13 protein-coding genes are annotated in these 16,140 nt (G+C 68.3%); 8 read left to right on the top strand and 5 right to left on the bottom strand.

The annotated features are described in order from the left end of the window. Positions 1-64 precede the first annotated feature (64 nt). The 3 genes from L1081_RS05935 (at position 65) to L1081_RS05945 (ending at position 3,174) form a co-directional block, all read left to right on the top strand. On the top strand, positions 65-1,024 hold the full coding sequence (locus L1081_RS05935; RefSeq protein ID WP_489415625.1) for a Bug family tripartite tricarboxylate transporter substrate binding protein: 960 nt from the start codon (positions 65-67) through the stop codon (positions 1,022-1,024). 97 nt (positions 1,025-1,121) lie between these two features. After that, entirely contained in the window at positions 1,122-1,658 is a 537-nt protein-coding gene (locus tag L1081_RS05940) for a tripartite tricarboxylate transporter TctB family protein (protein ID WP_489415626.1), read from the top strand. Between the two features lies 1 nt (position 1,659). Next, positions 1,660-3,174, top strand: a complete 1,515-nt coding sequence (locus tag L1081_RS05945; RefSeq protein WP_489415627.1) for a tripartite tricarboxylate transporter permease — start codon at positions 1,660-1,662, stop codon at positions 3,172-3,174. Between the two features lie 46 nt (positions 3,175-3,220). On the opposite strand, the gene L1081_RS05950 is transcribed toward L1081_RS05945, so the two are convergent. From L1081_RS05950 to L1081_RS05970, 5 genes are all read right to left on the bottom strand, one after another. Next, on the bottom strand, positions 3,221-4,147 hold the full coding sequence (locus L1081_RS05950) for a peptidoglycan-binding protein (RefSeq protein ID WP_489415628.1): 927 nt from the start codon (positions 4,145-4,147) through the stop codon (positions 3,221-3,223). A gap of 176 nt (positions 4,148-4,323) precedes the next feature. Further along, entirely contained in the window at positions 4,324-7,443 is a 3,120-nt protein-coding gene (locus L1081_RS05955) for an efflux RND transporter permease subunit (protein WP_489415629.1), read from the bottom strand. Then, a complete protein-coding gene (locus L1081_RS05960; protein WP_489415630.1) occupies positions 7,440-8,672 on the bottom strand; it encodes an efflux RND transporter periplasmic adaptor subunit in 1,233 nt (410 codons plus the stop codon). The genes L1081_RS05955 and L1081_RS05960 overlap by 4 nt, the downstream gene beginning before the upstream one ends. Further along, positions 8,669-10,168: an efflux transporter outer membrane subunit gene (locus L1081_RS05965; protein WP_489415631.1), complete on the bottom strand. Its 1,500-nt coding sequence runs from the start codon at positions 10,166-10,168 to the stop codon at positions 8,669-8,671. The genes L1081_RS05960 and L1081_RS05965 overlap by 4 nt, the downstream gene beginning before the upstream one ends. Beyond that, positions 10,165-10,887 carry a CerR family C-terminal domain-containing protein gene (locus L1081_RS05970; RefSeq protein ID WP_489415632.1) on the bottom strand — a complete coding sequence of 241 codons (723 nt, stop codon included), beginning with the start codon at positions 10,885-10,887 and terminating at the stop codon, positions 10,165-10,167. Before L1081_RS05970 ends, L1081_RS05965 begins: the two co-directional genes overlap by 4 nt. 176 nt (positions 10,888-11,063) lie before the next feature. Here L1081_RS05970 and L1081_RS05975 point away from each other — a divergent pair, with 176 nt between their 5' ends. The 5 genes from L1081_RS05975 to L1081_RS05995 all read left to right on the top strand — a co-directional run bounded on the left by L1081_RS05975 (position 11,064) and on the right by L1081_RS05995 (position 16,107). Continuing rightward, entirely contained in the window at positions 11,064-11,204 is a 141-nt protein-coding gene (locus tag L1081_RS05975) for a hypothetical protein (RefSeq protein ID WP_489415633.1), read from the top strand. A gap of 71 nt (positions 11,205-11,275) precedes the next feature. Beyond that, positions 11,276-12,829, top strand: a complete 1,554-nt coding sequence (locus L1081_RS05980; protein ID WP_489415634.1) for a sigma 54-interacting transcriptional regulator — start codon at positions 11,276-11,278, stop codon at positions 12,827-12,829. A gap of 46 nt (positions 12,830-12,875) precedes the next feature. Then, positions 12,876-13,151 (top strand): hypothetical protein, encoded by a 276-nt coding sequence (locus L1081_RS05985; RefSeq protein ID WP_489415635.1) that lies wholly within the window; start codon positions 12,876-12,878, stop codon positions 13,149-13,151. A gap of 144 nt (positions 13,152-13,295) precedes the next feature. Next, entirely contained in the window at positions 13,296-14,483 is a 1,188-nt protein-coding gene (locus L1081_RS05990) for an ABC transporter substrate-binding protein (protein WP_489415636.1), read from the top strand. 166 nt (positions 14,484-14,649) lie between these two features. Continuing rightward, positions 14,650-16,107, top strand: coding sequence for an extracellular catalytic domain type 2 short-chain-length polyhydroxyalkanoate depolymerase (locus L1081_RS05995; RefSeq protein ID WP_489415637.1), 1,458 nt, complete (start codon positions 14,650-14,652; stop codon positions 16,105-16,107). Positions 16,108-16,140: the final 33 nt, after the last annotated feature.

Genomic DNA, 16,140 nt, shown 5'->3' on the forward strand with positions numbered 1-16,140 from the left:
CAGGGCGGCGCATGATAGCGGCTCAGGTCCAAGTCAGGTTTTCTTTAGTTCTCAGGAGACAACGATGCGTCGCGACACCTTTTTGAAGTCATTGGCCGCGCTGGCCGCCGCCGGAGCCCTGCCGTTGTCGGCACGCGCCGCAGCCAACGTCAAGATGATGATTCCAGCCAACCCGGGCGGCGGCTGGGATACCACGGGCCGCGCGCTGGGCAAGGCCCTGACCGAAGCCAAGCTGGCCGACACGGTCACCTACGACAACAAGGGCGGCGCCGCCGGCGCGCTGGGCCTGGCCCAGTTCGTGAACGGCTCCAAGGGCGATCCGAACGCACTCATGGTGATGGGCTCCGTCATGCTCGGCGGCATCATCACCGGCAAGCCGCCGGTCAATCTCTCGCAGGCCACGCCGCTCGCGCGCATGACCACCGAATACAACGTGTTCGTGCTGCCGGCCAACTCGCCGTTCAAGACCATGAAGGACGTGGTCGAGCAGCTCAAGAAGGACCCGGGCAGCGTCAAGTGGGGCGGCGGTTCGCGCGGCTCCACCGAGCACATTGCCGCGGCCATGATCGCGCAGAAGGTCGGCGCGGATCCGTCCAAGATCAACTACGTGGCCTTCCGCGGCGGCGGCGAGGCCACGGCCGCCATCCTGGGCGGCAACGTCACCATCGGCGGCAGCGGCTACAGCGAGTTCGCCGAATACATCGCCGCCGGCAAGATGAAGGCCATTGCGGTCACGTCGGCCCAGCGCCTGCCGGGCATCAACGTGCCCACGCTCAAGGAGCAGGGCATCGACGTGGAGATCGGCAACTGGCGCGGCGTGTATGGCGCCCCCGGCATCAGCGCAGAGCAGCGCAAGGCGCTGACCGACATGGTGCTGGCCGCCCTCAAGAGCCCGTCGTGGGCCGAATCGCTCAAGAAGAACGACTGGACGCCGGCCGTGCTTTCGGGCGAGGCCTTTGCCAAGTTCGTCGATGACGACTTCGCGAGCCTGCGCGCCATCATGGCCAAGTCCGGCATGATCTGAACCTGGCTCGCACCACTGGCCGCCTCACGGCGCGCTGTCCTCGAAAGAGACGACAGCGTGCCGTTTTCAAATCCAGTTCCACATCCCGGGAGAAAAAATGACAACTCCAGACTCCTTGGCCGCGCCGCCCCCCACGGCCACGTGGCCGCAAACCCTGGTCGGGGCCGGCGTGCTGCTGACCGGGCTGGCGCTGGCTTTCGGCGCCATCGGCATTTCTTCCGAGGCCGGCTACGGCGGCGTCGGTCCCAATTTCCTGCCCTGGCTGGTGTCGGGCGTGCTCACGCTGTGCGGCGCGTGGATTCTCTGGGAAGCGCGCACCGGCGGTTTTCGCGAGCTCGATGCACCTACGGGCGCAGAGCATGCCTACTGGCCGGGCTTCGTCTGGGTATCGGCCGGCCTGCTGCTCAACGCGGCGCTGATCACCACGCTGGGCTTCATCCTGAGCTGCACGCTGTGCTATGTGCTGGCGGTGCAGGGCCTGCGCCGAGCGGGCGGCCAGCCGTCGGCCAGCCAGCCGCGCACCTGGGCCATCGACCTCCTGACCGGCGCACTCATCTCGGCGCCCGTGTTCTGGATGTTCACCAAGTTCCTGGCCATCAACCTGCCGGGCCTCACGACCACCGGCTGGATCTGACATGGAAATCTTCAACGCACTCATGGCGGGTTTCGCCGCGGCGATCACCCCTGTCAATCTGCTCTGGTGCCTGGTGGGCTGCGCGCTGGGCACGGCCGTGGGCGTGCTGCCGGGCATCGGCCCGGCCGTGGCGGTGGCCATGCTGCTGCCCATTACCGGCAAGGTCGACATCACGGCCTCGATGATCTTCTTCTCGGGCATCTACTACGGCGCCATGTACGGCGGCTCGACCACCTCCATCCTGCTCAACACGCCCGGCGAAACGGCCAGCATGGTGACGGCGATGGAAGGCAACAAGATGGCCAAGAGCGGCAGGGCGGGCGCGGCGCTCGCCACCGCCGCCATCGGCTCCTTCGTGGCCGGCACCATCGCCACCGTGATCGTCACGCTGTTCGCGCCGTTCGTGGCCGAGTTCGCCGTGAAGCTCGGGCCGCCCGAGTATTTCCTGCTGATGCTGCTGGCCTTCACCACGGTGAGTGCGGTGCTCGGCAAGAGCACGCTGCGCGGCATGACGGCGCTGTTCATCGGCCTGGCGGCCGGCTGCATCGGCCTGGACCAGATCTCGGGCCAGGGCCGCTACACCGGCGGCATTCCCGAGCTGCTCGACGGCATCGAGATCGTGCTGGTGGCCGTGGGCCTGTTCGCGGTGGCGGAGGTGCTGTACGCCGTGCTCTACGAGGGCAAGGTGGTCGAGGGCCAGAACAAGCTGACCCGCGTCCACATGACGGGACGCGACTGGAAGCGCTCGATTCCGGCATGGCTGCGCGGCACTGCCATCGGCACGCCGTTCGGCTGCATTCCAGCCGGCGGCACCGAGATTCCGACCTTCCTGAGCTATGCGACCGAAAAGAAGCTGGCCAAGGATGCAGAAGCCAAGGCCGAGTTCGGCACCAAGGGCGCCATCGAAGGCGTGGCCGGCCCCGAAGCCGCCAACAACGCCACTGTGACGGCGGCGCTGATCCCGCTGCTCACGCTCGGCATTCCCACGTCGAACACCACGGCCATCCTGCTGGGCGCGTTCCAGAACTACGGCATCCAGCCGGGGCCGCAGCTGTTCACCACTTCGGCTGCGCTGGTGTGGGCGCTGATCGCCTCGCTCTACATCGGCAACGTGATGCTGCTGGTGCTGAACCTGCCGATGGTGGGCCTGTGGGTCAAGCTGCTGAAGATTCCCAAGCCGCAGCTCTACGCCGGCATCCTGATCTTTGCGACGGTGGGGGCCTACGGTATGCGCCAGAGCGCATTCGACCTGTTCCTGCTCTACGGCATCGGCCTGCTCGGCGTGGCGATGCGGCGCTTCGACTTCCCGACCGCTCCCGTGGTGGTGGGCATGATCCTCGGGCCGCTGGCCGAAGCGCAACTGCGCAACGCGATGTCCATCGGTGAGGGCAGCGCCGCGGTGTTCTTCCAGCGGCCGATGTCTATCGCGCTGGTGGTGATCATCGTGGCCGTGCTGGTGCTGCCGCGCGTTGCCAAGCGCATGAGCGAACGCAAGCTGGCCAGGCTCGCGGCCTGAGCTGGAATGCCGCGGTGCCTTGTTGGCCCCGCGGCTTTTTTCTTTTTCAAGCCGCCGACACGGGCGCGAGGAAGTACGCCGTCTCCTGCCTGAGCGCGGCGTAGCTGTACTCGTTGCGCGCGATCACGCTCTTGTTGCCCTTGCTCTTGTCGTTGCGGTCGGGGCCGAAGGCATTGCCGTCGATGCTCTCCATCCGGTCGTTGCCGTTCGATGTGACGATGAAGTGGTGGTTGCGTCCACCCGGGGCGATGCCGCTCACCACGCCGATGCAGCCCGGAAACACGGCCGAATAGTCGGTGATCCGGCGGAACACCGTGCTGTCGAACACGTTCTTGCCGTGCTGGGCCCAGCCGCCCGGCACATGGACGCCGGCGGTGCGGTACACGTAGATGCAGAAGATGCCGCACCAGGCGCACAGGTCGTTGGCGTTGCGCCAATTGCCGGCGTCCATTTCCTGCCACTTCGACACGGCCGCCGCGGTGATGGTGGGGCAGCGGCTGATGTAGGCGCCGGCGGCGTTCGCGTCCTGGAAGATTTTCTGCAGGCCCATGCCGCCCTGGCGCGGACGCTGCGGGCTCGCCGGATTGGCGCAAAGCGCCGCGGCAATGCGCTCATTGCTCGGGCCGGGCTGGGACGAGGTCGTCCATCCCCACCTGAGCAGCGCCGCCTCCGCCGCCGCGACCACGCTGTCGCCCAGAGCCGGCGCCGGCTTGTCGCCGGGCGGCGGCGTCGCCATTCCGATGAGCTGGGCGATCAGCGCTTCGAGCATGCCCCAGGTCTTCGGCCCGACGATGGCGTCGGGCACGAGCTTGCAGAATCCCTGGTACTCCTTGACCTTCGAAGTGGTCTTGGGTCCGAACTGCCCGTCGGGCACCAACTGCGCAAGCCTGGAGGCCGTCCACAGGTTCAGGGCCGATTGCAGCAGTGAAACGTCGGCGCCGTGTGAGCCGAATCGCAGGGTGGGTCGAATCATGGAGGTCTCGCCGCGCAATGCCGGTGCCTTGTGTGTGTACAGGCACCGGATTATTCGAAGCGCCGCCCGTGGGCGGAATCCACCATGCAGCCTATTCCCCCGGCCGAACGGGCAGCCCTTCGCCGCCCGCTCCCTCTTCCTGCCGATGATGGCGAGGAGGAGGGACTCGCAGCCGCTCAGGCCGCGGGACGGGGCGGCGTCTCGACCAGGTCGTCGTCGATATGCGGATCGGCCGGCTGCCCGCGCAGCTTGCGCACGGTGCGCCGGATCCAGTGCTCGATGTCGTCCACGTAGGTGAACACCGCCGGCACCACCAGGAGGCTCAGCACGGTGGAAGTGATCAACCCGCCGATCACCGCCATCGCCATCGGCGAGCGGAAGCTCGAATCGGCGGTGCCGAAGCCCACGGCAATCGGGAGCATGCCGGCGCCCATCGCGAGCGTGGTCATGATGATGGGCCGCGCGCGCTTGTGGCAGGCGTCGCGCAGCGCGTCCCAGCGGCTCATGCCGTGGTCGCGGCGCGCCACGATGGCGTATTCCACCAGCAGGATCGAGTTCTTGGTGGCAATGCCCATCAGCATGATCAGGCCGATCAGCGACGGCATCGACAGCGCCTTCTGCCCGATCAGGAGACCCACGAAGGCGCCGCCGAGCGCCAGCGGCAGCGCGCAGAGAATGGTCACCGGATGCAGGAAGTCCTTGAACAGCAGCACCAGCACGATGTAGATGCACAGCACGCCCGTAAGCATCGCAAGGCCGAAGCTCGCGAACAGCTCCGTCATCACCTCGGCGTCGCCCACCTCGGTCACGCGCACGCCGGGCGGCAGCTTCTGGATCGAGGGCAGCGCCGTGACCGCGGTCTTGGCATCGCCCAGGCCCACGCCCGACAGTTCGATCTCGAAGTTGACGTTGCGCGAGCGGTCGTAGCGGTCGATGACGGCGGGGCCGCCTTCCATCGTGAGCGAGGCCACCTGGCTCAGCATGACCGGGCCGCGCGTGCCGGGCACCGAGAGGCGGCCGAGCAGGTCGAGGTTCTGCCGCGCCGAGTCCTCGAGCTTCACCACGATGGGCACCTGCCGCTGCGCGAGGTTGAGCTTGGCCAGCGCCTGGTCGTAGTCACCCAGCGTAGCCACGCGCAGCGTCTCGGCGATGGCCGAGCTGGTCACGCCCAGGTCGGCGGCGCGCGCGAAGTCCGGGCGCACGGCGATCTCGGGGCGGATCAGGCTCGCGGTGGAAGTGATGTTGCCGAGGCCGGGCACCGTGCGCAGGTCCTTCTCGACCGCGCTGGCGGCGCTGGCCAGCGCGGCGGGGTCTTCGCCGGTGAGCGCGAGGATGTATTTTTCACCCGAGCCGCCCAGGCCCACGGTGCTGCGCACGCCGGGCAGCGTTTCGAGCGCGGCGCGGATCTGGTTCTCGATCACCTGCTTGCGCGGACGATCGCCGCGCTCATCGAGCTTGATGGTGAGCGTGGCCTTGCGCGTCTCGGGCGTGCCGAAGTTGGCGAACGGATCGCCGCCCGCGCTGCCGCCGGCCACGGTGGTGTAGACGCTGCGCACATGGTCGATCTTCATCACGCGGTGGCGCGTTTCCTCCGCGGCCGCGGTGGTCTGCGCGAGCGTGGAGCCGGGCGGCAGCGACAGGTAGATCTGCGTCTGCGAGTTGTCGTCCGGCGGAATGAAGCCGGTCTTCAGCAGCGGAATCATCGCCAGCGAACCGAAGAAGAAGAGGGTGGCGAGCACCATCGTCTTGAAGCGGTGGTGCGTGCTCCATTCCACGGCGCGCATGTAGGCCGTGAGCCAGCGCGGCTCCTTCTCGGCACCGACCACCGGCTTCAGCAGGTAGGCCGCCATCATCGGCGTGAGCACCCGCGCCACCACCAGCGACGCGAACACCGCCAGCGAGGCCGTCCAGCCGAACTGCTTGAAGAACTTGCCGGCCACGCCGCTCATGAAGGCGGTGGGCAGGAACACCGCGATCAGCGTGAAGGTGGTGGCGATCACCGCCAGCCCGATCTCGTCGGCCGCCTCCATGGCCGCCTCGTAGGGCGACTTGCCCATGCGCAGGTGGCGCACGATGTTCTCCACCTCCACGATGGCGTCGTCCACCAATATCCCGACCACCAGCGAGAGTGCGAGCAGCGAGATCACGTTGACCGAAAAGCCCAGCAGGTGCATGCCGATGAAGGCCGGTATCACCGACATGGGCAGCGCCACGGCCGAGACGAAGGTGGCGCGCCAGTCGCGCAGGAACAGCCACACCACGATCACGGCCAGGATCGCGCCCTCGTACAGCAGGTGCAGCGAGCCCTCGTACTCCTCTTCCACCGGCTCGACGAAATTGAAGGCCTCGGTCAGCTCGATGTCGGGGCGCTGCGCGCGCAGCTCGGCCAGCGCCTTCTGGATCGCGCGGCCCACCTCGACCTCGCTCGCGCCGCGGCTGCGCGCCACTTCGAAGCCGACCACCGGCTTGCCGTTGAGCAGCGCCGCGGCGCGCGGCTCGGCGATGGTGTCGCTGATGCGCGCCACCTGGTCGAGCCGGATGCGGCGGCCGTCGGACAGCGCGATCTGCATGTCGGCCAGCTGGTCGGCCGACTGCACGGTGGCCAGGGTGCGCACCGGCTGCTCGCTGCCGCCCAGGTCGATGCGGCCGCCTGCGCTTTCGGTCTGCACCTGGCGCAATTGGCGCGAGATGTCGGCCGCCGAGGCGCCCAGCGCCTGCAGCTTGGCCGGGTCGAGGTCGACGTGCACCTGGCGCGTGACGCCGCCCACGCGGTTCACCGCGCCCACGCCGGGCAGCGCGAGCAGCTTCTTGGTGACGTCGTTGTCCACGAACCAGCTCAGCGCCTCGCCATCCATGCGCGACGAGGCGATGGTGAAGGCCAGCACCGGCTGGGCCGCGAAGTCGAGCTTGGTGACCACCGGGTCGCGCACGTCGGCCGGCAGGTCGGCGCGCACGCGCTGCACTGCGGAGCGCACGTCGTCCACGGCTTCCTGCACCGGCTTCTCGAGGCGGAACTCGACGATCAGCGTGGCCGCGCCATCCTGCACCTTGGTGGTGATGTGCTTCAGGCCCTGCACCGTGGCAATGGAGTTCTCGAGCTTGCGCGCGACGTCGGTCTCCAGTTGCGAAGGCGCGGCGCCGGGCAGCGACGCCGAGACCGTCACGGTCGGCAGGTCGATGTCCGGAAAGTTCTGCACCTTCATGGCGTTGAAGGACAGCAGCCCGCCGAAGGTGAGCAGCACGAACAGCATCACCGCCGGGATCGGGTTGCGGATGGACCATGCGGAGACGTTCATGGGCGCGCCCTCGTTTCGCCGTTGCCCTGGCCGCCCGCGGCGGCCGAGGCCGGCGCTGCGGCGGGCCGGGCGCCGGTAGCTGCGGGGGCCGCTGCCGCCACGACGCGCACCAGGTCGCCGTCGTTCAGGAAGCCGGCGCCCTGCACCACGATCTGCGCGCCCTCGGGCAATGCGCTGGTGATCTCCACGCGCTCGCCGACGCGGCGGCCGGTCTGCACCTTCAGCTGCGCCACGCGGTTGTCGGGCTGCAGCACGAAGACGTTGTTGAAGCCGTCACGCGGAACGATGGAGCTCTGCGGCACGGTCGGTGCGGAGCTGCGCCCCAGTTCGAAGTCGCCGCGCGCGAACATGCCGGCCTTGATGCCGGTGTTCTGCTGCACGTTCGGCAGGTCGACATAGACCAGCGCTGCGCGGGTCTGCGGATCGACCGTGGGCGCGATGCTGCGCACCTTGCCGCGCACTTGCGCGCCGCTCGCGCTGACCACGAAGGCCGTGGTGCCCACGGCAATGCGGCTGAGCTCGGCCGAGGTGACTTCGGCGCGCCATTCGAGCCGGCCCTGGCGGATCAGGCGGAACAGCTCGGTGCCGGCAGCCACCACGCTGCCGACGGTGGCGGTGCGCGAGGAGATCACCCCGTCGTCGGGCGCCAGCACCTGCGTGTTGCGGCCGCGCACTTCCTGCGCTGCGAGCACGGCTTCGGCGGCCTCGACGCGCGCCTTGGCGGTCTGCTCGGCTGTCTGGTACTGGTTGATCTGCTGCTGGCTCAGTGCGCCGGTGGCCTGCAGCGTGCGGGCGCGTGCCGCATTGCCCGCGGCGTCGGCCGCGGTGGCCCTGGCCTCGGCGAGCGAGGCGCGCGATTGCGCGATGTCCGCGCGCACCGTCTCGGGCGAGAACACGGCCAGCAGCTGGCCTTTCTTCACCACGTCGCCCACGTTCACGCGCACTTCGGCGAGCTTGAGGCCGCTGGATTCGGAGCCCACGCTGGCCTCCTGCCAGGCCGCCACGTTGCCGTTGGCCGCGAGCGTGAGGGTCAGCTCGGTGGCTTCGGGTTTGGCCACGGTCACTGTCAGCGTCGGCCGGGAAGCGGGCGTGGCGTCCTTGCCCTTGGCGGCGGCGGCCGGCGTGCCGGCTTCGTTCGCGGGCTTGCGGGTCAGCCACACGGCCGCGGCGACGATGACGACCAGCGCCAGCAGCGCGATGGCAAGGGTGGAGCGTTTGATTCTTTTCATGGCGACGTCGCGACCTTGGCGGCCGGGTTGGAGGTCATTGAGGGCGATTCGGGGCGGGCCCAGCCGCCGCCCATCGAGCGGTAGAGCGCCACCCAGGCTTCGGTGCGCTCGCGCTGCAGCGAGACGCGCGCGGTCTGCGCGGCAAAGAGCGTGCGGCGCGAATCCTCGAGCTCGAACAAGCTGGCCAGGCCGCTCTGGTAGCGCGCCTGGGTAGCGTCGAACGAGGCCTGGTAGTTCTGCACGGCGGCATCGGCATCGGTGGCGCGCGCGTTGGTGCTGTCCAGATTGACCAGCGCCTCTTCCACTTCGCGCACCGCCAGCCGCACGTTGGCCCTGTAGAGCGCCACCGCTTCGGTGTAGCGGGCCTTGGCCGCATCGGAGTTGGCGGCGCGCGTGCCGCCGTCGAACAGCGGCACGGTCAGCGACACCGGCCCCACGGTCCAGGTGTCGAGTGATTCGCGGAAGCCGCTGGTGCGGATCTGCATGCGGCCGATGGAACCCGAAAGCGACAGGCGCGGATAGCGTGCGGCCTCGGCCGAGCCCACGTCGGCGCTGGCGGCTGCCACGCCGAGTTCGGCGGAATAGACGTCGGGCCGCTGCGAGATGGCTTGTGCCGGCACGCTTGCGATGCTGCCCACCGCCGGCAGCGCGCGCTGGGTCGGCGAGGCGGCCAGCTTCTGCTCCAGCGCCGCTTCGTCGATGCCGCTGAGCGCGACCAGCGCCTTGCGCTGCACCGCGCACAACGCGCGCTGCTGGGTCAGGCGGCCCGAGGCGTCGGAGGCGCTGGCGCGTGCGAGCGCGGCATCGGCCGGCGCCGTGAAGCCGGCGCGCGCCGACAGGTCGGTGAGCCGCGCGGTTTCGCCGCGCGACCTGGCATCGGATTCGGATACGCGCAGCTGCTGCTGGCAGGCGCGCTCTGCAAAGTACGCGTTGGCTGTTTCGGCCGCCACCGCAACGCGCGCCTCGTGCCACTTGGCATCGGCGCTTTCCTGCCGGCGAAGCGCCGCATCGCGATCGGCACGCAGCCGGCCGAACAGGTCGATTTCCCATTGCGATTGCAGGCCGGCCTGCAGCGTGGTCAGCGGCGCGATCGCGGAGAGGCTGCTGCCGCTCGACGAGCCGCTCGTGCCGCCCGAGCCGAGCGAAGAGCCCGAGACGCCGCGGCTTGCCGATGCCGTGCCGTCCAGGTTGGGCAGCAGCGCCGCGCCGGCCGCAATGCGCGTGGAGCGCGCCTCGGCCACGCGGGCCGCGGCGCTCGCGACATTGGGGCTCGCGGCCTCGGCCGCGGCAATGAGCTCGACCAGCAGCGGGTCGTCGAGCTGGCGCCACCAGTCGGCCAGCGATGCGAGCGAGCCGCCGTGCGGCAGCGGTGCGTGCCACTTTGCGGGAAGGGGCGCCTCGACGGCGGCGGGCGGCCTCGTGAACCCGCAGCCGGCAAGCCCGAGCCCAAGGCCCAGCGGCAGGCAGAGGGTGGCAATCGATCGGAGTCGTCTCATGTCTTCTTTCTCCCGGAACGGGCAGGTGCGGCCGCGGGCCTGGCCGTGGCCTGGCGGCGCAGGGCTTCGGCCTCGACCAGCGCAACGGCATAGCCGGTGAGGCGCTGCGCCCAGGTGTCCACGCTGCGTGGCGTGTTCAGCAAGGAAGGGCGTATCGCCTCGACGAGGTCCTGGCTCACGAAAAGCTGCATCGCGAGGCCGGTGATGGCAAAGGTCAGCCGGTGCACGTCGTCGTCGGGCCGCGCGATGCCCAGGCGCCGGCACAGCACGCCGGCGATGGCATTGTGCGGGCCCTTGATGTCGCGCTCCATCTCCTCGGCCCACTGGCTGGTCGGCTCGAGCATTTCGCGCAGGTGCAGCTGGATGCACTGGCGCACGATCTCCCCCTGCTTCAGGGGCTCGATCATGCGGGTGAAGAAGATCTGCAGCGCCTCTTCCAGCGGCAGCTCGGGTGCGGCATAAAGCGAGATGAAATCGCCCGCGTTGCCGCCCATCGGCTCGCCGAAGGTGGCGGCATACAAGCCGGCCTTGTCGCCGAAGTAGTAGCTGATGGCCGAGATGTTCACGCCCGCGGCGCGCGCGATCTCGCGGGTCGAGGTCTTGGCGTAGCCGTTGGCGGCGAACAGCGCGAGGGCGGCGTAGAGCAGGCGCTGGCGTGCTTCGACGCCGTCGCTGCGCGGTGCGCGGGCGGAAAGTGCTTGCAGGGCGGAGGCGCTCATGCTGGCGATTAGACCACGCAGCTAATCAAACGTTTGATTTACTTATGGCCGCATGAGGGCTTTCTTCGCATCGGTGGCGGATGTGCTTTTTGAGCATTTTTCTGATGCCCCGAATCCAGGTGTTCGCCGTCAGTGAGCGCGGCACTATGGCTGGTCAATGCCGTACAGTCAAACGCATGTCGAAACTGCTTTCGGTCTGGCTCGTCGGTCTCCTGGTCCTGGCACCGCACCCGTCTGCGCTGCTCTGGATCTGGCTGTTCGCGCCGGCGCTGCTGGTGCCGCTGCTCGCACTTCACTGGATGACCCCGCCTCGTTAGGCGTCCCTCGCGGCGGGGTCGCCGCATCTGGGCTCGAAGGGTGGCCGAATGATGCGCGCTACGATTCGCCCATGTCCGCCGTTCCGCCTGCCGCCGCATCGCCCGCCCTGCCTCTGGACGCCGAAGGCATCCTTGCGCTGGCCGCTCGTTCGATGTTCCATCTGTTCTCGAGCATCAGCCAGGGCATGTTCCTGGTGGACCGCAGCGGGCACATCGTGTGGGTCAATGAAGGCTATCGCCGCTTCCTGCCGGCGCTGGGTTTTTCGTCGATCGACCAGTTCCTGGGCCACATGGTCGAGGACGTCATTCCCAACACGCAGATGCGGCGCGTGCTCGAGACCGGCGAGCCGATCCTGGTCGACCTGCTCAACAACAAGGCGGGCACCTTCGTGGTCAGCCGCATTCCGCTGCGCGCCGAGAGCGATGGGCGCGAGGGGCGCGAGGGGCGGGCGGGAGAAGTCATCGGCGCCATCGGCATCGTGCTGTTCGACCAGCCGGAAACCACGTTGCAGCCGCTCATCAGCAAGTTCGCGCTGCTGCAGCGCGACCTCGACGACGCGCGGCGCGAGCTCGCCACCCAGCGCAACAACCCGCTCTACCAGCACGCGGCCGACGGGCAGCGCCGCTCCAAGTACACCTTTGCCAGCTTCATCGGCAGCAGCCCGGCCGCGGTGGAGGTCAAGCGCCATGCGCGGCGCGCCGCACAGTCCGCGAGCCCGGTGCTGCTGCTGGGCGAAACGGGCACTGGCAAGGAGCTGCTCGCGCATGCGATCCATGCGGCCTCGGCGCGGGCCAAGGGACAGTTCGTCAGCGTCAACATCGCGGCCGTGCCGGACACGCTGCTGGAGGCCGAGTTCTTCGGTTTCGCGCCTGGCGCCTTCACCGGCGCCGACAGGCGAGGGCGCGAAGGCAAGTTCAAGCTGGCCGATGGCGGCAGCCTCTTTCTCGACGAGATCGGCGACATGCCGCTCGGCCTGCAGGCCAAGCTGCTGCGCGCATTGCAGGAGGGCGAGATCGAGCCGCTCGGCTCCAACAAGCTGGTGCCCTTCGATGCGCGCGTGATTGCCGCCACCTCGCGCGACCTGCCCGAGCTGGTGCGCCGCGGCCAGTTCCGCGAGGACCTGTACTACCGCCTCAACGTGCTGCCCTTGCGCGTGCCGCCGCTGCGCGAGCGCCGCAGCGACATTCCGGCGCTGGTCGAGGCGCTGGGCGAGGACATGGCGCTGCGCAGCGGCGAGGCCCCGCCCGAGATCACGCCCGATGCGCTCGCGCTGCTCGCCGGCCAGCATTGGCGCGGCAACATCCGCGAGCTGCGTAACGTGCTGGAGCAGGTCACGATGCGCAGCGACTCGCAGCGCATCGACGCCGCGCAGCTCGAGCGCATCCTGCGCGAAGCGGGGCTGGAGCAGATCGAACTGCCCGCCACCCTGCAGAGCGCGCACGACGCCGACGAAAAGGCCTTGCTGCTGCGGCCGCTTGCGCAGCAGGTGGCCGAACTGGAGCGCAAGGCGATTGCCGCGGCGCTTGCGGCCACGGGCGGCAACAAGCTGGCAACGTCGAGGCTGCTCGGCATTTCGCGCGCAACGCTCTACGAGCGCATGACGAACCAGGAGCGGCCGGCGTGAAGCCGCCGAGCCTCGTGTGCCGTATCGGCCCGGAGCGAGCGAGCCTGTGAGCGTGCGCGCCCTGCGTTCCACCTTCGGCCCCAACTGCCATTGGTGCGGTCTTGCGATGGACTTCGACGAGCCGCACGGCAGGCCCGAGTCCGCGACCATCGAGCACCTGATCGATTCGACGCTCGGCGGCGTGCGCTCGCAAAAACACCGCCGGCTCGCGCACGCCGCCTGCAATCACGCGCGCAACGAGTTCCGCATGCAGGCCGAGCGCCAGTTCCAGCACTGGATCGCGGAGCGCCAGGTCTCCGAGAAAACCCTGACCGATAAATAGACAGTTGATTGAAATTCAGACACGTCAAGTGTTCTGAATTTAGTCGATAGACGCATCTTCCGAATGAAGAAGTGTTTGGTATCAAGGGGTTAGCAGATGGCACGAAGTGTGCAATATTCAGTCACCTATTTCAGGAGACAAAGAATGAACCATCGCCACCTTGTCGCCCTGGCCGCACTCGCCGCCTGCGCCGCCACAGCCCCCGCCTGGGCCCAGTCCAACGAAATCCGCATCGCCCACATCTACAGCAAGACCGGTCCGCTCGAGGCCTACGGCAAGCAGACCCAGACCGGCCTGATGATGGGCCTGGACTACGCCACCGGCGGCACGATGACGGTCAACGGCAAGAAGCTCGTGGTCATCGAGAAGGACGACCAGGGCAAGCCCGACTTGGGCAAGTCGCTGCTCGCCGCCGCGTATTCCGACGACAAGGCCGCGCTGGCCGTCGGTCCCACGGCCTCGGGCGTGGCGCTGGCCATGCTGCCGGTGGCCGAGGAATACAAGAAGATCCTGATCGTGGAGCCGGCCGTCGCCGATTCGATCACCGGCGACAAGTGGAACAAATACATCTTCCGCACCGGCCGCAATTCGAGCCAGGACGCGATCAGCAACGCGGTGGCCATCGACAAGGCCGGCGTGACGGTGGCCACGCTCGCGCAGGACAATGCCTTCGGCCGCGACGGCGTGAAGGCCTTCGGCGCCGCGCTCAAGAAGGCGAAGCTGGTGCACGAGGAGTACCTGCCGCCCGCCACCACCGACTTCACGGCGGGTGCGCAGCGCCTGATCGACAAGCTCAAGGACCAGCCGGGCCGCAAGATCATCTGGATCGTCTGGGCCGGCGCGGGCAACCCCTTCAAGATCGTCGATCTCGACCTGAAGCGCTACGGCATCGAGATCGCCACCGGCGGCAACATCCTGCCGGCCATGGCGGCCTACAAGAACCTGCCGGGCATGGAAGGCGCCGCGTACTACTACTTCGGCATTCCGAAGAACCCGGTCAACGAGGCGCTGGTGTCGGCGCACTACAAGGAATTCAAGACGCCGCCGGACTTCTTCACGGCCGGCGGTTTCTCGGCCGCGATGGCAGTGGTCACCGCGCTCAAGAAGACGGGCGGCGACACCGGCACCAACAAGCTCATCGGCGCCATGGAGGGCATGAGCTTCGACACGCCCAAGGGCAAGATGACCTTCCGCAAGGAAGACCACCAGGCGATGCAGTCGATGTACCACTTCAAGATCAAGGCCGATCCGGCATTCGCCTGGGGCGTGCCGGAACTGGTGCGCGAGATCAAGCCTGAAGAGATGGACATCCCCATCAAGAACAAGCGCTGAGCGCCAATCCGCAGCCGCGGCCCTGAGGCCGCACTTCCTTCGCCCCGGAATGGCCACCGGGCGAAGCGTCAGCCTGCGCCGCCGAGGCGCGGGCGGGCGCAGTCGACGGCCGATTCGTCAGCAATCCAGCAAGCGTTCGATACACCTACAACAGAAGGAGACAGCGATGGCAGCGATGCGATGGAAAAACTGGAAGGGATGGGCCGCGGTTGCGGCGATCATGATGGCGGCGGGGCAGGCCGCGACGGCGGCAGTGCCGCTGCCGGCGCTGGGCGCCAATCCGGCGGAGGTGAGCGTGTCCGGGCTCTCGGCGGGCGGCTTCATGGCCGTGCAGCTGCATGTGGCCTATTCGGCCACCTTCAAGCGCGGCGCCGGCGTGGTGGCCGGCGGGCCGTACTACTGCGCCGAGGGCTCGGTGCTCAATGCCACCGGGCGCTGCATGGCGCACGGCAGCAGCATTCCGGTGTCGACGCTGGTCAACACCACCAACAGCTGGGCCGCCAGCGGTGCGATCGACCCGGTGTCGAACATGACGGGCTCCAGGCTCTACCTGTTCTCCGGCACTTCGGACAACACCGTCAAGCCGGCGGTGATGGACGACCTCAAGACCTACTACCAGAGCTTCGTGCCCGCGGCCAACACGGTCTACAGGAACAACATCGGCGCCGGCCACGCGATGGTCACCGACGACTACGGCGGCGCCTGCAGCACCACCGCCGCGCCCTACATCAACAACTGCGGCTTCGATCTGGCGGGCGAGATTCTCACGCAGCTCTACGGGCCGCTGAATCCGCGCAACAACGGCACGCTGGGCGGCAGCTTCACCGAGTTCAACCAGTCGGAATTCATCACTGGCCACGGCGTGGCCGCCACCGGCTGGATCTACGTGCCGCAGGCCTGCACCACAGCGTCGTGCCGCGTGCACCTGGTGCTGCATGGCTGCAAGCAGAACTACACCGACGTGGCCGACCAGTACGTGAAGAAGACCGGCTACAACCGCTGGGCCGACACCAACAACATCGTGCTGATCTACCCGCAGACCAGCACCGCAGCCACCAACAGCTGCTGGGACTGGTGGGGCTACGACAACGCGAACTACGCGAAGAAGTCGGGCCCGCAGATGGCGGCGCTCAAGGCCATGGTCGACCGCGTGACCGGCTCCGGCGGCGGCTCGTCGCTGCCGGCGCCCACCGGCGTGGGCACCTCGGGCGCGACCAGCAGCAGCATGGTGGTCGGCTGGGCGGGCGTCTCGGGTGCGAGCGGCTACAACGTCTACCGCGGCGGCAGCAAGGTCAACGCGGCGCCGGTGGCCGGCACCAACTACACCGACACCGGCCTGGCCCCGTCCACCACCTACAGCTGGACCGTGGCGGCGCTGGACGCCGGCAACGCGCAAGGCGCAATGTCGGCCGCGGCCACGGGCACCACGCTCGCTGGCAGCGGTGGCGGCGGAACCTGCTTCACCGCCAGCAACTACGCGCACACCGTGGCGGGCCGCGCCTACGCGCTGTGGGGCCTCACCTATGCCTACGGCTCGGGGCAGTCGATGGGCCTGTGGAACGTCTACGTGACCACAACGCTCAAGCAGACCGGGCCCAACTACTACGTGATCGGCACCTGCTGAGGCCGATCGGTACCTGTTTTTTTATTTGCCATG

This window comes from Variovorax sp. MSC1_012 (genome assembly GCF_023667525.1).
GTDB classification, from domain to species: Bacteria; Pseudomonadota; Gammaproteobacteria; order Burkholderiales; family Burkholderiaceae_C; genus Variovorax; species Variovorax beijingensis_B.

Coding starts and splice junctions, on each gene's coding strand:
- L1081_RS05935 (WP_489415625.1), top strand. CDS start 65: ATGCGTCGCGACACCTTTTTGAAGTCATTGGCCGCGCTGGCCGCCGCC.
- L1081_RS05940 (WP_489415626.1), top strand. CDS start 1,122: ATGACAACTCCAGACTCCTTGGCCGCGCCGCCCCCCACGGCCACGTGG.
- L1081_RS05945 (WP_489415627.1), top strand. CDS start 1,660: ATGGAAATCTTCAACGCACTCATGGCGGGTTTCGCCGCGGCGATCACC.
- L1081_RS05950 (WP_489415628.1), bottom strand. CDS start 4,147: ATGATTCGACCCACCCTGCGATTCGGCTCACACGGCGCCGACGTTTCA.
- L1081_RS05955 (WP_489415629.1), bottom strand. CDS start 7,443: ATGAACGTCTCCGCATGGTCCATCCGCAACCCGATCCCGGCGGTGATG.
- L1081_RS05960 (WP_489415630.1), bottom strand. CDS start 8,672: ATGAAAAGAATCAAACGCTCCACCCTTGCCATCGCGCTGCTGGCGCTG.
- L1081_RS05965 (WP_489415631.1), bottom strand. CDS start 10,168: ATGAGACGACTCCGATCGATTGCCACCCTCTGCCTGCCGCTGGGCCTT.
- L1081_RS05970 (WP_489415632.1), bottom strand. CDS start 10,887: ATGAGCGCCTCCGCCCTGCAAGCACTTTCCGCCCGCGCACCGCGCAGC.
- L1081_RS05975 (WP_489415633.1), top strand. CDS start 11,064: ATGTCGAAACTGCTTTCGGTCTGGCTCGTCGGTCTCCTGGTCCTGGCA.
- L1081_RS05980 (WP_489415634.1), top strand. CDS start 11,276: ATGTCCGCCGTTCCGCCTGCCGCCGCATCGCCCGCCCTGCCTCTGGAC.
- L1081_RS05990 (WP_489415636.1), top strand. CDS start 13,296: ATGAACCATCGCCACCTTGTCGCCCTGGCCGCACTCGCCGCCTGCGCC.
- L1081_RS05995 (WP_489415637.1), top strand. CDS start 14,650: ATGGCAGCGATGCGATGGAAAAACTGGAAGGGATGGGCCGCGGTTGCG.